This is a genomic window from Rahnella selenatireducens (assembly GCF_046449555.1).
Taxonomy (GTDB): domain Bacteria; phylum Pseudomonadota; class Gammaproteobacteria; order Enterobacterales; family Enterobacteriaceae; genus Rahnella; species Rahnella selenatireducens.
Map to the genome: position 1 here is coordinate 57561 of NZ_JBKEZJ010000013.1, position 17558 is coordinate 75118.

General features: G+C 54.1%; 16 protein-coding genes. 9 read left to right on the plus strand and 7 right to left on the minus strand.

Going from position 1 to position 17558, the window contains the following annotated elements; genetic code table 11:
• Window positions 1-67 precede the first annotated feature (67 nt).
• Together choX and betC are read right to left on the minus strand one after the other, a co-directional pair.
• Window positions 68-1006 (minus strand): choline ABC transporter substrate-binding protein, encoded by a 939-nt coding sequence (gene choX / locus ACLBVC_RS19355; RefSeq protein WP_410150976.1) that lies wholly within the window; start codon window positions 1004-1006, stop codon window positions 68-70.
• Between the two features lie 5 nt (window positions 1007-1011).
• Complete coding sequence (betC, locus tag ACLBVC_RS19360; protein WP_410150977.1) at window positions 1012-2553, minus strand: choline-sulfatase; 1542 nt, start codon at window positions 2551-2553, stop codon at window positions 1012-1014.
• 105 nt (window positions 2554-2658) lie between these two features.
• Here betC and ACLBVC_RS19365 point away from each other — a divergent pair, with 105 nt between their 5' ends.
• The 3 genes from ACLBVC_RS19365 to ACLBVC_RS19375 all read left to right on the plus strand — a co-directional run bounded on the left by ACLBVC_RS19365 (window position 2659) and on the right by ACLBVC_RS19375 (window position 5409).
• Window positions 2659-3591, plus strand: a complete 933-nt coding sequence (locus ACLBVC_RS19365) for a LysR substrate-binding domain-containing protein (protein ID WP_410150978.1) — start codon at window positions 2659-2661, stop codon at window positions 3589-3591.
• 123 nt (window positions 3592-3714) lie between these two features.
• Window positions 3715-4554, plus strand: coding sequence for an ATP-binding cassette domain-containing protein (locus ACLBVC_RS19370; protein WP_410150979.1), 840 nt, complete (start codon window positions 3715-3717; stop codon window positions 4552-4554).
• 21 nt (window positions 4555-4575) lie between these two features.
• Window positions 4576-5409 (plus strand): ABC transporter permease, encoded by an 834-nt coding sequence (locus tag ACLBVC_RS19375; protein WP_410150980.1) that lies wholly within the window; start codon window positions 4576-4578, stop codon window positions 5407-5409.
• A 48-nt stretch (window positions 5410-5457) separates the two neighbouring features.
• Here the strand turns inward: ACLBVC_RS19375 and ACLBVC_RS19380 are convergent, their stop codons facing one another.
• Together ACLBVC_RS19380 and ACLBVC_RS19385 are read right to left on the minus strand one after the other, a co-directional pair.
• Window positions 5458-6240 (minus strand): CatB-related O-acetyltransferase, encoded by a 783-nt coding sequence (locus tag ACLBVC_RS19380; protein ID WP_410150981.1) that lies wholly within the window; start codon window positions 6238-6240, stop codon window positions 5458-5460.
• A 180-nt stretch (window positions 6241-6420) separates the two neighbouring features.
• A complete protein-coding gene (locus tag ACLBVC_RS19385) occupies window positions 6421-8208 on the minus strand; it encodes a methyl-accepting chemotaxis protein (protein WP_410150982.1) in 1788 nt (595 codons plus the stop codon).
• Between the two features lie 319 nt (window positions 8209-8527).
• On the opposite strand from ACLBVC_RS19385, the gene ACLBVC_RS19390 reads away from it, so the two are divergent.
• The 6 genes from ACLBVC_RS19390 (at window position 8528) to ACLBVC_RS19415 (ending at window position 14891) form a co-directional block, all read left to right on the plus strand.
• Window positions 8528-9508: a TIM barrel protein gene (locus ACLBVC_RS19390; RefSeq protein ID WP_410150983.1), complete on the plus strand. Its 981-nt coding sequence runs from the start codon at window positions 8528-8530 to the stop codon at window positions 9506-9508.
• Window positions 9509-9574: 66 nt separating this feature from the next.
• Window positions 9575-10618: a sugar ABC transporter substrate-binding protein gene (locus ACLBVC_RS19395; RefSeq protein ID WP_410151060.1), complete on the plus strand. Its 1044-nt coding sequence runs from the start codon at window positions 9575-9577 to the stop codon at window positions 10616-10618.
• 33 nt (window positions 10619-10651) lie between these two features.
• Window positions 10652-12154, plus strand: coding sequence for a sugar ABC transporter ATP-binding protein (locus ACLBVC_RS19400; RefSeq protein ID WP_410150984.1), 1503 nt, complete (start codon window positions 10652-10654; stop codon window positions 12152-12154).
• Between the two features lie 46 nt (window positions 12155-12200).
• Window positions 12201-13172 carry an ABC transporter permease gene (locus tag ACLBVC_RS19405; protein ID WP_410150985.1) on the plus strand — a complete coding sequence of 324 codons (972 nt, stop codon included), beginning with the start codon at window positions 12201-12203 and terminating at the stop codon, window positions 13170-13172.
• Complete coding sequence (locus ACLBVC_RS19410) at window positions 13172-14029, plus strand: MurR/RpiR family transcriptional regulator (protein WP_410150986.1); 858 nt, start codon at window positions 13172-13174, stop codon at window positions 14027-14029. The genes ACLBVC_RS19405 and ACLBVC_RS19410 overlap by 1 nt, the downstream gene beginning before the upstream one ends.
• Before the next feature lies 1 nt (window position 14030).
• Entirely contained in the window at window positions 14031-14891 is an 861-nt protein-coding gene (locus tag ACLBVC_RS19415; RefSeq protein WP_410150987.1) for a ribokinase, read from the plus strand.
• A 60-nt stretch (window positions 14892-14951) separates the two neighbouring features.
• Here ACLBVC_RS19415 and ACLBVC_RS19420 read toward each other — a convergent pair whose 3' ends face one another.
• The 3 genes from ACLBVC_RS19420 to ACLBVC_RS19430 all read right to left on the minus strand — a co-directional run bounded on the left by ACLBVC_RS19420 (window position 14952) and on the right by ACLBVC_RS19430 (window position 17472).
• Window positions 14952-16133 carry an MFS transporter gene (locus ACLBVC_RS19420; protein WP_410150988.1) on the minus strand — a complete coding sequence of 394 codons (1182 nt, stop codon included), beginning with the start codon at window positions 16131-16133 and terminating at the stop codon, window positions 14952-14954.
• A gap of 140 nt (window positions 16134-16273) precedes the next feature.
• Complete coding sequence (locus tag ACLBVC_RS19425; RefSeq protein ID WP_410150989.1) at window positions 16274-17167, minus strand: LysR family transcriptional regulator; 894 nt, start codon at window positions 17165-17167, stop codon at window positions 16274-16276.
• Complete coding sequence (locus ACLBVC_RS19430) at window positions 17167-17472, minus strand: Rdx family protein (protein WP_410150990.1); 306 nt, start codon at window positions 17470-17472, stop codon at window positions 17167-17169. Before ACLBVC_RS19430 ends, ACLBVC_RS19425 begins: the two co-directional genes overlap by 1 nt.
• Window positions 17473-17558: the final 86 nt, after the last annotated feature.

A 17558-nucleotide genomic window follows, 5' to 3' on the forward strand; every position in this document is an offset into this window, starting at 1 on the left:
AACGTCAGACACAAAAAAACCAGGCACATAAGTTGCCTGCTTTTTTTTGTGCCTTTATTCCTGGCGATCAGATCCCCAGTGCTTTTTTCACCGTACTTTCTGCCGGTTTGCCGTCGCGGGTGGTCACGCCGTTCAGCCAGCCGGTCAGCAGTTCCGGATGTTTCGCCAGTTCGGCGCGCGCGGCGTCTTCCGGGCTTTGCTTGTCATCGAGCACGCGGGTGATGATGGCATTTTCCAGCGGTACGTTAAATTTCAGCTGCGTGAAGAAACGGTTGAGATTCGGGCACTGTTCGGCAAAACCTTTGCGCGTCACAGTGTTCACCGTCGCGCTGCCATAGTTCGCACCAAACCATTTATCGCCACCGCTCAGATACGTCAGCTTAAAGCGCGTATTCATCGCATGCGGTTCCCAGCCCAGAAACACGATCCACTGCTGACGGCTGACCGCTCGGGTCACTTGCGCCAGCATGCCGCTTTCGCTCGACTCCACCAGATTCCAGTTCTGCAAACCAAAATCATGCTGGTCGATCATCTTCTTGATGTTCTGATTTGCCGGTGCGCCCGGCGCGATGCCGTAAATCTTGTGATCAAACTTATCCGCGTATTTCTCCAGATCGGCGAAATCCTTCACGCCCGCTTTTGCCACGTAATCCGGCACGGCCAGCGTAAATTTGGCCGCCGGTAAATTAGCGCCGATGACGCGGATGTCATCGGTAAATTTCGCGATAACCGGTGCTTGCGCGGGCATCCAGTTACCTAAAAACACATCCAGCTGGCCGGTTTTCAATCCCTGAAATGCCAGAGCGACCGAAAGGTTTTGCACCTTTTGCTGATAACCCAGCGCGTTCAGCACCACGCCGGACACGGCGTTGGTCGCCGCAATATCCGTCCAGCCGGGGTCGGACTGATTAACGGTGGCACATCGGGCGTCGTCAGCGGCGAAACTGCTCAACGGCAGCAGGCTGGCACTGGCCAGAAGCGTCAGCGCGGTAAGTCTTTTTATCATCATCATTATTCCCCGGTCGGGTGTTTATAAGGGCGCGGGTAACGGGCAAAAGCTTCCTGCTCGTCCAGCGTCTGGTGGTTACGGATAAAGCGTTGCGAAGCGGCCTGATGCGGCTGGAAATCCCATTGCGGAATGGCATCCCGCCCGGCGATTTCGGTCAGATACAGCCTTTTTAACTGGCTGGCGCGAACCTGCTTGTTCAGGGTATTTAAGTCCCAGCGGGCGGCGACTTCGGCCGCAAACGCCGCGACGGTATCGCGATGTTCAGCCAGCGCCGCGAGGTTTTTCAGCTCAAACGGATCTTGCTCAAGCTGGTACAGATGCGGCGCTTCAGTCAGCGAATGAATGTATTTCCAAGGCCCGCGGCGGATCATCACCATCGGCTCAATTGCGCCTTCCGCCAGATATTCAGCGCAGGCTTCGTCCGGCCCCGGCTGGCCTTTAAGATGAGACACCAGACTGTGGCCGTCGAGCGGGGCAACCGGATGCTCAAGGCGTTCCGCGCCGCCCGCCAGTTCGGTAAACGTCGGCAGTAAATCCACCAGCGAGACATTGCCGCCGACGCGGCGGGGCGCAAAGCGTTTCGGATTGTGGACGATCAGCGGCACGCGCACGGCCCCTTCGAAGAAGGTCATTTTGTACCACAGCCCGCGTTCACCCAGCATTTCGCCGTGGTCAGCAATCACAAATACCACGGTGTTTTCCGCCTGACCGGTTTCTTCCAGCGTGCGGACCACTTCACCAAAACAGTCATCCACGTAGGCAATCGAGCCGTAGTAGGCGTGACGGGCACGGCGGATTTGTTCGTCACTGAGTAACCCTTCTTCGAGCTGATACATGGCGCGCAGGCGCTGCGAGTGCGCGTCGTCTTCCACGTCGCCCGCGCCGGTTTTCGGCAGGTCGATATCTTCCGCGTTGAAGCGGTCGAGATAACGGCGCGGAATAGCAAACGGATCATGCGGATGCGTCAGTGAAAGCAGCAGCAGAAACGGCTTATCGTCCGGTTTGCGCGCCGCGTCATACAACCGCTGGCGCGCCATGAACAGTGCTTCATCATCGAAATCCAGCTGGTTAGTACGTACACACTCACCGGCTTCCAGCACTGAACTCATGTTGTGGAACCAGTCCAGACGGCGTTCCGGATTTGCCCAGTCCGGCGTCCAGCCAAAGTCTGCCGGATAAATATCGGTGGTCAGGCGCTCGTCAAAACCATGCAACTGGTCCGGGCCGCAGAAATGCATCTTGCCGGAAAGCCAGGTCTGGTAACCCTGTTCTCGCAGGTAATGGCAGAAGGTTGGCGAGTCGGCGCGAAATTCCGCGGCGTTGTCGTAAACGCCGTTGTTTGACAAAAACTGGCCGGTCATTAGTGCCGCGCGGGAAGGGGCGCACAGCGGGCTGTTGCAGTAGGCGGATTCAAAGACCACGCCTTCGTTGGCCAGTTTGTCGATATTTGGCGTCAGGCTGACATTATTTCCGTAGGTGCGTAATGCCCCGGCGGTTAACTGATCGGCCATAAGAATAACGATATTCGGTTTATTTATAAGCATTATTAGCCTGAAAGAAAAATTAATTAGCGAATCGTGATATTTTTATCGCATGCCTTTTTCATTCTGTGAAGAGGTTATTAAATTATCATGGCATAAGGTGGGTTTATGGCAGGTAAATTAGAATTACCTCCGTTACAAGTTTTAGTGGTATTTGAAGCCGCCGCGCGACACGGTAATTTTACCGCGGCGGGAAATGAACTCGGACTTTCGCAACCGGCGGTCAGTCAGCGTATTCAGATGCTGGAAAATCTGCTCAACGGACCGCTGTTTGAACGGCGTCACCGGGGCGTGCAACTGACCGAATCCGGCAGTGCGCTTTACCAGATTGTCCGCGCCAGCTTGAGCGACATCAGCGAGCAGATAGAACGCACGCGATATCAGCGCAGTACGCTGCGGATTGACACCGATATGGGCTTCGCCACCTACTGGCTGATGCCGCGGATGAACGCGATTCAGGCGCTGATTCCTGGCGTTGAAGTGCAGGTATCGACCTCGCCAAATGACTATAATTTTCGCGATAACAACGCCCATCTGGCGATCTATTTCGGCAACGGTAGCTGGCCGGGAACGCATGCGCAAAAGCTGTTTCCCGAGGATGTTATTCCTGTTTGTAATCAGGTGGTTATGGATAAACTTGGCGATGATCCGTTGCCGGAAAAACTGATGCATTTCCCGCTGCTGAAACTGCCGGAAACCCGGCCACAGCGCTGGCTGACATGGGAAGACTGGTTTCGTTCGCAGGGATTGTCCGCGCAACATCACGCCGGATCGCGCACCTTTAATGCGTACTCGCTGGTGATCCAGGCCGCGGTCGAAGGACAGGGGATTGCGCTCGGCTGGCGGCCGTTGATTTCGGCGTTGCTGGAGAGCCGTCAGCTGTTCGTTTGCGGACCGGAAGTCCGCACGGAACGGGGCTATTATCTCATCTCTTCCGGCAGTAAACCGGCGTCCGTACAGCAGGAAAAAGTCACCCGCTGGCTGCTGAATGAAGCATGGAATTTTCATCATCATTCCGGCCCCGTTTCCCGGCAGAAATAGAGTGTATTTCACAAATAGTCATAAGCTAATGCGAAATAACTCTATATAGAATTCCAAAAGACATCACTTATTTTATTATTTTGAGTTAGCGTGTCAGGATAATTAACAGAGTGCGAAACCATTATGACGCAATCCATCATCGAGTTACGTCGTGTTTTTAAAAGTTATTCTTCCGCTACCGGAAAGAAACTGTTTTCCCGCGAGGAAAATAAACCCCCGGTCAATGCGCTGGACGATATTAGTTTGCAAATAACAGCCGGTGAGATCTTTGTTATTGTCGGGCTTTCCGGCTCGGGGAAATCGACACTGCTGCGCACGCTCAATTTTCTCATTCAGCCGGGTTCCGGCGATGTCCTGTTTCAGGGGCAGGCGCTGGGCAGCCTGAATGCCCGCGAAATGATTGAACTACGCCGCAGCCAGATTGGCATGGTTTTTCAGTCGTTTGCGCTGTTTGACGAACGCACCGTGCTCGATAACGTGGCGTTCGGGCTGGAAGTGTCGGGCGTCAGTCGTGACGAACGGCACAAACGGGCGTACGCGATGCTGGAAAAAGTCGGGCTGGCGCACGTTGCCGTGCAGTATCCGCATCAGCTTTCCGGCGGCATGCAGCAGCGCGTCGGGCTGGCGCGGGCGCTGGTGGTGAACCCTGCGGTGCTGCTGATGGATGAAGCGTTCTCGGCGCTGGATCCGATTATCCGGCGCGACATGCAGTCATTGCTGCTGGCGCTTCAGGCAGAACAGCAGCGCACGGTGGTTTTCGTTACACACGATATGGAAGAAGCGCTGCGTCTGGGGACGCGCATTGCGATTATGGAGGAGGGCAAACTGGTGCAGGTCGGTACGCCGGAAAACATCATTAACGCTCCGGCGTCGCCTTATGTCCGGCACTTTTTCTCCGGCGTGGATACCTCGCGCTGGCAACTGGCCGAATCTTACGCCGATGTCTGGCAGTCGCCGCTTTAAGTCTTTTAAACAGAGAACGCTATGGCTTACCCCTTAGATTTTAGCCGTCAGATCGACAGCGCCATTCACGCGCTGCTGGTGCATGCCGGCGGTTTTTTTGATGGCCTTTCGGCAGGCATCGACGCCGTTGCCGGTGGGCTGGAAACCCTGACCGGCTGGCTCTCGCCGTGGGGGCTGGTGTTTCTGGCCGTCGCGATTGGCTTCTGGCGTATCGGCAAAGGTTTCGCGCTGTTTGCGCTGCTCGCCACGCTTTACATCGTTTACAGCGGCTACAGCGATCACGCGTCCATCACGCTGGCGCTGACGCTTTCTTCGACATTTTTCAGCCTGCTGTTTGGCATTCCGCTGGGGATCTGGAGCGCACGCCGCACCACCGTCGGCAGCGTGGTGCGCACCCTGATGGACTTCATGCAGACCATGCCCGCGTTTGTTTATCTGATCCCCGCGACCATTTTGTTTGGCCTCGGGCGTCCGCCGGGCATTTTTGCCACCATCTTATTTTCCATGCCGCCGGTGGTGCGCCTCACGGATCTGGGGATCCGCCAGGTGAGCCAGGCGCGTATTGAAGCCGGGCTGGCGTTCGGCTGTACGCCGTGGCAGTTGCTGTGGAAAGTGCAGCTGCCTGCCGCGCAACCGGCAATTATGGCGGGCGTGAACCAGACGATTATGATGGCAATGTCGATGGTGATTATCGCCTCGATGGTCGGAGCCGGTGGTCTGGGGAATGATATTCTCAGCAGCATTCAGCAGCTGGATATTGGGCTCGGGTTACAAAGCGGAATTGTGGTGGTGCTGATGGCGATTTTGCTGGACCGGCTGTCGGCCAGTTTTGCAGCGAAAACAGGAAAGTCATGAACCGCGCCGGCCACACCCCTGAGGTGCTTTGCGCCGGCGTGGATATTCTTATATTTTTGCTAACTCTTGCGTGATATTAACCACGTTATATTGATGTTTTCTTATTTCGCCACGGGCTATTTTTTCTTCCATCTGTTGGAGAAAATAAAAAATGTCATCCGAATGGGTGACATCTGGCAGATCCGTAATTTTATATTCCCACCACTCAGTCGCCTGTAGCCGGTCAATAATATCCGGTGCAAAGCGATATTTAATGATCTTAGCCGGAATTCCGCCGACGATGGCGTAAGGCGGCACATCACTGGTGACAACGGCATTGGCCGCAATAACTGCGCCATTTCCGATGGTGATGCCGCCTTTTAATACGGCGTGTTCCCCAACCCAGACGTCATGGCCTAATAATGTCGGCGCCGGCATATAGTCGAACCCGGCAATGTTCATTATTTCACCAAATTGTTCCTGCGCTACTTTCGGGAAAAAATCATGGTATGTCAGGGGGCTGGTCGTGAACCGGTGGATAGGATGTTGCGGCCCCATAATCCGTACCCCGGCCGCCAGGCTGCAAAACCTGCCGATTTTGAGGTTGTTGGGTAATTTACTGCACGCGTAAGAATATGCGCCCATTGAGCAGAAACTTTTTCGCGGCATTGAGGCATATTCTTCGACCCAAACATCTGAGGTGAATTTTATTTTCTCCCCTTTTTTAAAAAGAAATATGTTTCTCTTTTTATATATCCCTTTCACTATCTCAGGAAATTTAAGATGGATCTTATGGCGTAAGCAATAATCCTCGTGTTTTTGAGTCCATCGAAAATCAACAGGATACTTCATTCATTATTCCTCAGAGGTGACAGCTGTTTTTATATATTCTTATCAAAATCCTAGCATAAAACAGACATTGCAAAAAACTGAGGTCGGTAAAAATCACGTGTGAAGGGGGAAAAATAAAGCAAAAACGCCCGGAGGATAAAATCCGGGCGCTGTTATTAACATCTTACTCAGGTGACTTCATCAGACCCGGAAATGCCCGACCGCAAGCGCCAGCCCGGTGGCCTGTTCCTGTAAGGCTGACGCTGCGCCGGTAGATTCCTGAACCATCGCCGCATTTTGCTGCACCATGCCATCCAGCTGAGTAATCGCCTTGTTGATTTCATGAATACTCAGCATCTGCTCTTCGGACGCGTGAGTGATTTCCATCATCACGCTGCTGACGTTCGACACGTTACTGACGATTTCACTCATGCTGTCGCTGGCCAGACGCACCTGCGCGGAACCCGATGCCACGCTGCTCACCGTCGATTCAATCAGCACTTTGATCTCTTTTGCCGCCTGGGCGCTGCGCTGCGCCAGACTGCGCACTTCACTGGCAACCACGGCAAACCCGCGGCCCTGTTCACCGGCACGCGCGGCTTCCACCGCGGCGTTCAGCGCCAGAATGTTGGTCTGGAACGCAATGCCGTCAATGACGCCGGTGATATCACCGATTTTTGACGATGCGCTTTCAATCGTTTCCATCGTCGTAATGACTTTCGTCACCACTTCGTCGCCGCGTGTGGCGGCTTCTGAGGCGGATTTTGCCGTCGCGCTGGCCTGTTTAGCGGAGCTGGCGGACTGCGAAACCGTCGCGGTGATCTGCTCCAGCGACGCGGCTGTTTGTTGCAGGCTGGCAGCAGCGGATTCAGTACGGCCTGACAAATCGTTATTTCCTGCGGCAATTTCATCGGCAGCAATTTTGACGGATTCGCTGGTGGTGCGGATTTCGGACATCACCTTGCTGAGTTTATCCACGAACGTGTTGAACGCACGGGCAATTTGCGTGACTTCGTCGTGGCCGTCGGTCGGTAAACGTTGGGTCAGATCGTCTTCGCCGGAGCTGATAGCGTTGAGCGTATCGCGAACCACAGACAGGCGGTGGAAGGATTTTGTGATGATCAGGCCGACAACGGCGGCTGAAATCAGCACGATCACAATCAGCGTAATCACCGAAGAGGTCAGCAACGAACGCATACCCGCCGTTGACTCGCTCTTGTCCTGCAACACAAGCGTGTACCATTCGGTGCCCGCGACCGGCAGGGCCCGAACGCGCTTTGTTGCGCCATTAAGCTGAATATCCACCGGCGTTTTCGCTGCGAATAAATCCTGCAAATTCACACCTTCCGCCAACGAACTGAACGGTTTCAGGGCCAGCTTATCGTCCGGGTGCGCGATGATGACACCGGACTTATCCACCAGCATGCCGAAACTGCCGGGCGTCGGATGGATGGTATTGACGTTATTCACTACGCTGTCCATCGAGACATCACCGGCGACAATGGCTTTCAATGTACCGCCGTCCATCACGGGTACGGCGAATGTGACCACTAACTTACCGGTGCCGGCATCAATATACGGCGGCGTGGCGACCGGATGCCCGGCTTCGGCTGCCTGCTTGTACCACGGACGGCCCGTCGGATCGTAGTCGGACGGCACGCCGGTCGGATCGGAGAATTTCGCGGTTTTATTCGCATAACCGACGTAGACGTTGGTAAACCCGCCCGCGCTGGCAATTTGTTTAAGTACCGGAATCGGATCTTCCGTTAACGCAACTGGCTGAAGTGAAACAATCATCCCTGTTTTTGAACTGACCCAATCGCTGATCCCTTGCGTGTGGCTGGAGGTCAGGGCGTTCAGCGTGGTATCTGTCGCCTGACTGTTGTATTTATCTGCAACGGTGTAACTGAGGAAGGTATTGATCACCAGCGAGCAGGCCACAATGGCGATGCAGGCTGTAATAATGCGCGAACGGATGGTCTTTAACATGGGCGTTTCCCTGGAAGGAATCTTAAGATTTAGATAACGGCAGAAAAGCGAAAAACTTGAGATGTGTCACAGAAAAACGGAGGTTTATAGGGAAGAAATAGCGCCCTTTTTTATTTCTGCGTGAAATTTATCGTCATCAGCCTCCAACTCACTATTCCCACCACGCTTTACCGGAATTTCGTGAAACTCCTCTCAAATCTGATCACAAAACCTGCAAGGGATCTTGCGGGTTTTTTCGTCGGGTGATAGTAATGCACTACTTCACGTAATATCGTGAAGAAGGAAAGTACATTACGAATCAGTTTACAAAGGACACCCCATGTCAGAACTTAAATTTGCCACACGTCTGAACTCGTTTGCCTCGGGGGCTTATCTTTACTGGCCGGAACTGAAAGGCAAACCTTCAGTGCTGCAAATGATCGAACGTGCAGCTACGGTTAAAGGATTGACACATCTGGACCTGAATTATCCTCAGCACATGACTGATGACGTTAAATCCATGCGTCAGAAAATCGAAGAAGTCGGGCTGGCGGTCAACGGGATGCAAATGCGCTGGGATGCTCCGGAATTTAAAATCGGTGCATTCACCAACCCGGATCCAAAAATTCGTCGTCAGGCGATTGAGTTAACCAAACGCGGCATCGACGCCGGGCGTGAATTTGGTGCCAGCATCATGACGCTGTGGATGGGCCAGGACGGTTTCGATTATTGCTTCCAGGCTGACTACAAAAAAATGTGGGAAGACGCGGTCAGCGCAGTGCGCGAAGTGGCGGAATATGCGCCGGACCTCGACGTCAGCATTGAATACAAACCCAACGAACCGCGCGCGTACAGCATCTTCCCGAACGCCACCACCTGCCTGCTGGCGGTGGAAGAAGCCGGTTGCAAGAATTTAGGGATCACGCTGGATTTCGCGCATGTGCTGTTTGCCAATGAAGTCCCGGCGTTTGCCGCAGCGATGGTAGCGCGCCGTTCACGCCTGCTCGGGCTGGATCTCAACGACGGCTGGGGCAAACGCGACGACGGCCTGATGGTCGGCTCCGTGAACCCGCGCGCCACGCTGGAATTCCTGCTGCAAATGAAACGTGACGGCTATAAAGGCGCGTATTACTTCGATACGTTCCCGGACGCCAGCGGCCTGGATCCGGTTCGCGAAGCGGAAACCAATATCGCGACCGTGATCCGTTTACTGAAACTGTGCGAAAAACTCGAAAACAACCCGGCGCTGAATGAAGCCATCAGCAGGCAGGATGCCGTCGCCTCTCAGCAAATCGTGAACGACGTGATGCTGGCGCAATAATAAAAGCGACCGCCACAGCGCGAGTCGCTGTGATAACCATAAAAATAACAATCCGAAGGCCAGATGATGAAAAAACTCTTACTGTCTGTACTCACCTCTACACTGTTTTGCTCCAGCCTTTATGCGGCGGATTTACCGCCCCTGCAATCCGACACAGAACCGGATCGCACCGACTGGACACAATTGACCGTCAAATATGGCCCGTTACCGGCTATCGATAAATCGCTGAAAATCGGCGGCGTATCGAAAACGCTGACCAACGAGTACTGGCGTTCCCTCGGCCAGGGCTATAAAAACTTTGCCGATAAGCACGGCTTCACCGTGGAATATCAGGCCGCCGCCAATGAAGACGACCAGCTCGGCCAGCTGTCTATCGCCGAAACGCTGATTTCACAAGGGTTCAATGGCCTGCTGGTCTCCCCGCAAACCGACGCCAACCTGCAACCGGCGTATGAATCCGCCAAAAGCAAAAACATTGCCGTGGTGAACGTCAATGACGCCGTGATGCCAAATGCGGCGTATTACGTTGGCAACGTGCAAAAAGATAACGGCGTTCGCGTGGCGGGCTGGTTCATCAAAAAACACCCTGAAGGCGGCAAGGTCGCGGTCATTGAAGGCCAGCCGGGCGTGTATGCGGCAACGCAGCGCACCAAAGGCTTTAAAGAAACGATTCAGGCCAGCGGGAAATTCACCGTGGTCGCCAGCGTTCCTGCCAACTGGAGCCGCGAAAATGCGTACAACGCCGCAGCGACAATTTTACAGCAACATCCTGATCTGATTGGCTTCTACGCCAACAACGACGGCATGGCGCTGGGCGTGGTGGAAGCCGTTGCGGCTGCCGGAAAATCGAAACAGGTTGCTGTCTTTGGCACCGACGGGATTTCCGATGCGTACGCGTCAATCAAACGCGGCGAGCTGACCGGTACGGTTGACAGCTTCCCTGTGTTGACCGGCGAAGTGGCGATGGAAGTGGTTGTCCGCCTGATTAATGGCCAGAAAATTTCCCGCGTGGTGTCCACTCCGCAGGCACTAATCACCCAAGACAACGCCGACGCATTCTCCACCAAAGATAACGCGAAGATTCGCCAGTTGCTGGCACAGCAGCAATAAGTCTGGCGTCAGAGAACAGGGCGAGGAGAGTTTATGGAACAGTATTGTTTGACGATGCGCGGCATCAGCAAAAGCTACAGCGGCGTGGCAGCGGTTCAGGCGGTTGATTTCTCCGTCAGGCCGGGCGAAGTCCACGCGCTGATTGGTGAAAACGGCGCCGGAAAATCGACGTTGCTCAATATCCTGTCAGGCGTCCGGGGCGCCGATTCCGGCGAGATCCTGGTGGAAGGGCAGGTGATTCAGATGAAAAACCCGCTGTCTGCGCGTCATGCCGGTATCGCAATGATTCATCAGGAGTTGCAGCACGTCCCTGAACTCTCCGTCGCCCAGAATATGTTTCTCGGGCGGCCTCTGACCAAAATGAAAGGGCTGTTTGTTGACAGAAAGGCGCAGTACAAACGTGCGGTGGCGATCCTGCGCCGTCTGGATCCGAGCATTAACCCGGATGAGCCGATCAAAAACCTGAAAGTCTCGCAGCAGCAGATCGTCGAGATCGCCCGTGCGCTGCTCGATGAAGCCAAAATTATAGCGATGGATGAACCGACGTCGAGCCTGACGCCGACGGAATTTGAACGCCTGGCTGAACTGATTTCTGATCTGAAATCGATGAATGTCTCGCTGATTTACGTCTCGCACAAAATGAATGAAATCTTCAAAGTCTGCGACCGCGCCACGATTTTGCGCGATGGCAAGCAGGTCGGCGTGGTGAATATCTGCGACGAAACCGAAGAAACGATCGTGACCAAAATGGTTGGCCGCAAAATCGAAAAAGTGCAGCACCATTCATATGCCACCGAACGCATCGTGCTGAGCGTGGAAGATTTGAGCCGCGATAAAGCCGTGCGTAACGCCACGTTCAGCGTGAAAGCCGGCGAAGTGCTGGGTATTGCCGGGCTGGTGGGATCCGGGCGCACCGAGTTGCTGAAATTGATCGCCGGTATCGATGCCAAAACCGGCGGCAACATTGAAGTGGAAGGTGTCACGGTAAAAAAACATAACGTCAGTTCCGCCATTCGCGCCGGGATTGGCCTGGTGCCGGAAGACCGTAAAAAAGAAGGCATCATTAAAGAGCGCGCCGTCAAAATGAACATGGCCCTGCCGTCGATGGCGCGCTTTACCCGCTTTGGTCTGCTCAAAAAAAGTCAGCTGAACCAGACTGCGCTGGATGTGATGACGGATTTGCGGTTACGTCCGCTCAATATCGAAAAAACCATTGGTACGCTGAGCGGCGGGAATCAGCAAAAAGTGATTATTGGCCGCTGGGTGGCCGCCGATAATAAGGTGTTTCTTTTTGACGAACCGACCCGTGGAATTGATATCGGTGCCAAGTCTGAAATTTATAATCTGATTGAAAAACTCGCGCAGCAGGGAAAAGCCATTGTGGTGGTTTCTTCTGAAATGCCGGAAATCATTCGTATCTCAGATCGGGTTCTGGTGATGCGTGAAGGGCAAATTACGAAAGAACTTAACGGCGACGATATCACCGAAGAAAATATCGCGCGTTATGCCATTAATGATGTGAAAAAAGCCGTCTGAATTTAACGATACGCTCCGACACCTACCGATTTTTAAGGCCATTATTATGACGACTCAAGGTAATGTTCAGCCAAAAACTTTCCCTCTGGCATTATTTAAATTCAATGTTCGCGATGCCGGTACGCTGATTGGTTTACTGATTATTGTGATCACGTTCTCTTTTCTTTCGCCGGTATTTTTCACGCTGCCGAACCTGCTGAATATTTTGCAGCAGTCATCGATTAACGGAATTATTGCGCTGGGGATGACCCTGGTGATTATTTCCGGCGGCATCGACTTGTCCGTCGGGCCAACGGCGGCGCTATCTGCGGTACTCGGCGCGACGCTGATGGTGGCGGGCGTGCCGGTTCCGCTGGCGATTATGGCGACGCTGGGCGTCGGCGCGCTGTGCGGCGTTTTCAGCGGAATGTTAGTCGCCTATGCCGGTTTGCAGCCGTTTATCGTCACCCTCGGCGGCCTGTCGCTGTTCCGCGCGCTGGCGCTGATTTTCACCAACGGTAACCCGATCTTCGGTATCCCGATGGAGTTTCGCACGGTCATCAATAGCACGGTATTCGGGGTTCCGGCGCCGATTATGATTGTTATCGCCATCGCGGCAATCCTGTGGGTGGTCATGAATAAAACGCCGTTGGGCGAATACATTCTGGCCGTCGGCGGTAACGAAGAAGCCGCGCGCGTCGCCGGTGTGCCGGTCAAAAGAACCAAAGTTACGGTGTTTGTGATTTCCGGCGTACTGGCGTCTCTGGCCTCACTGATTCTGATTGGTCGGCTGGGCGCTGCCGAGCCGACGATGGGGAATTTATGGGAGCTGGATGCGATTGCCGCGGCGGCCATTGGCGGGGCTTCGCTGATGGGCGGCAAAGGCAGTGTCATCGGTACGCTGATTGGCGCGGTTATTTTGGGTTCATTACGAAATGGCCTGACGCTTCTGAATATTCAGGCGTTTTATCAATTGCTTGCCACTGGCCTTATTATTATCATAGCGATGTTGATTGACCGGGCGACACGAGGCAAGTAATGAATCAGGATCCGCGAGCCATAGGCGCTCAAATTCGTATGAAATTGCCACATCTGACGCCACTGGAAAGAAAAGTTGTCGACGCAATTACGTCTAAAACTGATTTTTCTGAGCAAACTTCTTTAAAAGAAATTGCGCAGGAAAATAATGTTTCTGAGGCGATGATTGTTAAATTGACGAAGAAATTGAATTTCTCAGGATTTAGAGATTTCAGAAGCAGTTTGATTTATTACAACTATTCTGAAGTGGCAAATTTACATGCGGAAATTGAGCCGGGAGACTCGTCGGAGCAATTACTTGAAAAGGTATTTCGCACATCTATTCAGGCAATAGAAGAAACATTATCTATTGTCGATGTGTCGGAATTTAACCGCGCCGCTGACATTCTTTTTAAAGCCAGGCACATCGATTTATATGCCGTCGGGGGTTCTGCCGCCGTCGCCAGAGATTTATCGCATAAGCTCCTGAAAATCGGGATCAAAACGACGGTCTACGATGATGCCCATATTATGCTGATGTCAGCAGCAGTCTTGTCGGACGATGATGCGGTGGTCGCTATCAGCCATTCCGGCGCCACCCGTGCGGTGAATGACCCGATTAAACTGGCGGCGCGCAACGGCGCCAAAGTTATCGCGATCACCAATTACGCCGAGTCGCCTATTGCGCGCAATGCGCATGTGGTTCTCAATTCAACCTCTCAGGGATCGCACTTGCTCGGGGAAAACGCTGCTGCCCGCATCGCCCAGTTAAATATTCTGGATGCCTTATTTGTGGCGATTGCGCAGAAGGATTTGAAGACAGCGGAGAAAAACCTGATGAAAACCCAGCAGGCGGTTCAGGACCTTCGGGAATACTAGAATGGGTAAAATTTTAGTCACGGGCAGCCTTCATTACGACATCGTGATCCACGCGCACCACCGCCCTGAAAAAGGCGAAACGGTGATGGGCAGCGGTTGTTCGTACAAATTTGGCGGTAAAGGTGGCAATCAGGCGGTGTCCGCCGCAATAGCGGGCGCGCAGGTCAGCTTTGCCGGTGCTGTTGGCGCAGATACGCAGGGCGATTTCCTGCGTTCCGTGCTCGAAGATAACGGCGTGAATACGGAGTTAGTGGCCGTCAGTACTGGCGTGCCGTCGGGCATGAGCGTGGCGCTGATGGACGCAGAAGGGGATTACGGCGCGGTCGTTGTTTCCAACGCCAATAACCGGGTGGACGCCGCGCAATTTAGCCACGACGCTGTCTGGCAACAGGTTGAGATGTTGCTACTGCAAAACGAAGTGCCGGAAGCGGTCAATCTGGCGGCAGCAGAAGCGGCAAAACAGCGCGGCATCCGCGTGTGCCTGAACGCCGCCCCGGCGCGCGCGATGTGCAGCGCGCTGCAATCCGCCGTCAGCTTGCTGGTGGTCAACGGCGTCGAAGCCCGCGACCTGAGCGGAATTGCAGTGAATACGTTATCCGACGCCCGCGCCGCTGCCGAATGGCTCGGCGAGCATTATCCGGCTGTGGTCGTCACGGCAGGCGAACACGGCGTCGCCTGGTGCGAAACCGGTGAACGCAGCCAGTCCATGCCCGCCGAAAAAGTCGAACTGATCAGTACGCACGGCGCAGGCGACTGCTTTATGGGCATGCTGTGTACGTCACTTTTGCAGGGTAAAACGCTGGCTGATTCCGTGGCAAAAGCCAACCGCGCCGCAGCCGAACACGTTTCACGTAAAGCGTAGCGTTGATGCAAAACAATAAGGCATGGAGATCCTGCCTTATTGTTTTATCCCCTTTCGGGGCTATGACTTACAGCGCATAAATCCAATCAAACCTGCTGACAGCAACAAAATAATCCCGCTGCCGGTGACCGTTCCCAGCGTGCCGTGTGCATCAAGTAAAAGCCCGCCCAACGTTGCACCTGCCGTGATGGCAAGCTGAATTGACGCGACCTGCAAACCCCCACCGCTTTCGGTTTCATCCGGTACTGCGTAAGTCAGCCACGTCGTCCATGCCACCGGAACGGCGCCGAAAACAAATCCCCACAGTGTGACCAGAATTGCTGTCACCGGCTGACTTTCGCCGAATCTGACCAAAACTGCGGCCATCAGCGCCAGTATCAGAGGCATGAAAAGCAGGGTGCCTTTCAGGCTGCGGCGCAGCATCATGCCTGACGCCGCCGTCCCGAGAATATTAGCGATGCCAAAGCCCAGCAAAATGGCCGAAACACCGCTTACGTTGAAATGCGACACGTTTTCCAGCAAGGGACGCAGATAAGTAAAGAAGGCGAAATGCCCCCCAAATACGCCGACCATTCCGGCCATAGCCAGCCGGATTTGTGGTCTTTTCAGCAGTCCGAATAATGTGCTCAGGCGCGTTTGTCCGGCCGGTTTCATGGAGGGAAATACGCTGTACTGCCAGACAAACGTGATAATACCCAGCGCCGCCGTGACCAGAAATACGCCGCGCCAGCCTGTGACAGCGCTGAGCCAGGTTCCCAGCGGCGTCGCAACGGCCATCGCGACAGAAACGCCGCCGAAAATAACCGACAGCGCTTTCGGGATCAGCGATTTATGCACCAGCCGCATTGAAACCGCCGCCGCCATCGACCAGAATCCGCCAAGGCTGATGCCCAGCAATAAACGCCCGATCAGCAACACCGTGTAATCTGGCGCAGCTGCCACAATGACATTGGAGGCAATCGAAATCAGCGTGAAACCCAACAGCACCAGACGGCGGTCAACTCTGCGGCAAGCCGCCGCGATAAACAGGCTGGCGATCATTCCCATAATGGATGTCGCGCTGACCGCCTGTCCGGCCATGCCTTCGCTGATACCCAGATCGGTGGCTATGGGCGTTAACAAACTGACAGGCAGTATTTCTGCTGTTACCAGACTGACTACGCTTAAGGCAATTGAAAATACGGCGCTCCAGTGAGCGTGAACGGGGGATTCCGCCGCTTTCTGAGGATAGGTTTGCGTCATGAAAGAATATCCGTGCGTGTTGATATCGGAGGTTACAGGAAGCAGGAAGTGTAGGGAGAACGTTCCCGCTAATGAATAGCGGGAAATGGGACACCATCATGAGCCAGGCTCATTAATGAAATAAATTATGCCGAAATACGCTAAATCCCCGCCCGCAGGGCCTTAACGACTAACGCCAGTGCGCGCGATGATTCCCGGCGGCTGGGGTAGTAAATATGCAGGCCGTCCCAAATCGGGCACCATTCATCCATCACCTGAATCAGTTTCCCTTCGGCGATCAGCGGCGCCACAATGTCTTCCGGAATATGCGCCAGGCCAAAGCCTGAAACGGCGGCAGAACGGATCTGATATACGCTGTTAAAAATAACCTGACCCTCAACGCGGGCCTTTACCTCGCGTCCGTCTTTGGCAAATTCCCAGACGTAAAAACCCCCGTGCGTGGGCAGCCGCAGATTGATACAACGATGCTGAAGTAAATCCTGTGGCGTTTCAGGCTTCGGGTTGCTGGCGAAATATTCCGGAGAGCCGACCACGACAAAGCGCAAATCCGGGCCAATTCGCGCTGAAATCATGCCATTTGTCACCTGTTCACCCAGGCGTATGCCCGCGTCATAACGGTTCGCGACGATATCCGTCAGTCCGTAGTCGCTGATAAGCTCGATGGTGATGTCCGGGTATTCATGCAGAAAATGTTCCAGCTTAGGCCATAAAAGCTGGTTAATGGCGTAGTCCGTCGCGGATATGCGGATCACGCCGGAAGGCTTATCACGCAGATCATTGAGTGCTGCCAGCTCGCTGTAAATCTCATCAAACCGCGGTGCCAGCGTAGCCAGCAGGCGCTCACCGACATCAGTCGCCGAGACGCTGCGGGTGGTGCGGGTCAGTAACCGCATACCGAGCCGCGATTCCAGACCGCGAATGGTATGGCTGAGCGCTGACTGTGAAACACCCAGCTGTGCGGCGGCGCGGGTAAAACTCTTCTCGCGGGCAACGGTAACAAACGCCACCAGATCGTTGAGATTATCGCGCGGCATTACGCTTGTCCTTCCTCAGGAATTTTCTTCTTATCCACATGTCCTAAATCCCGGTCCGGGAAGCAGATATCGCGCACGCGCTGTTTCAGCGGTGCAGCGTCCGGAAAACCGCCGTCTCTTTTACGTTCCCAAATCAGTTCGTCATCGACTTTGATTTCGTAAATTCCGCCCGTACCCGGCACCAGCGTGACGGACGCCAGATCGGTGCTGAACGAATTCAACAGTTCCTGCGCCATCCATGCGGCGCGCAACAGCCAGTTGCATTGGGAACAATAAGTGATGGTAACTGCCGGACGTTTTTCCATGGAATAACCCTTCTGTGCGCGGTTTTATTGCCGCATTTTTTAACATGTGAAAAGCAGATGACGTCTTGAAAATACCATGATGTGGC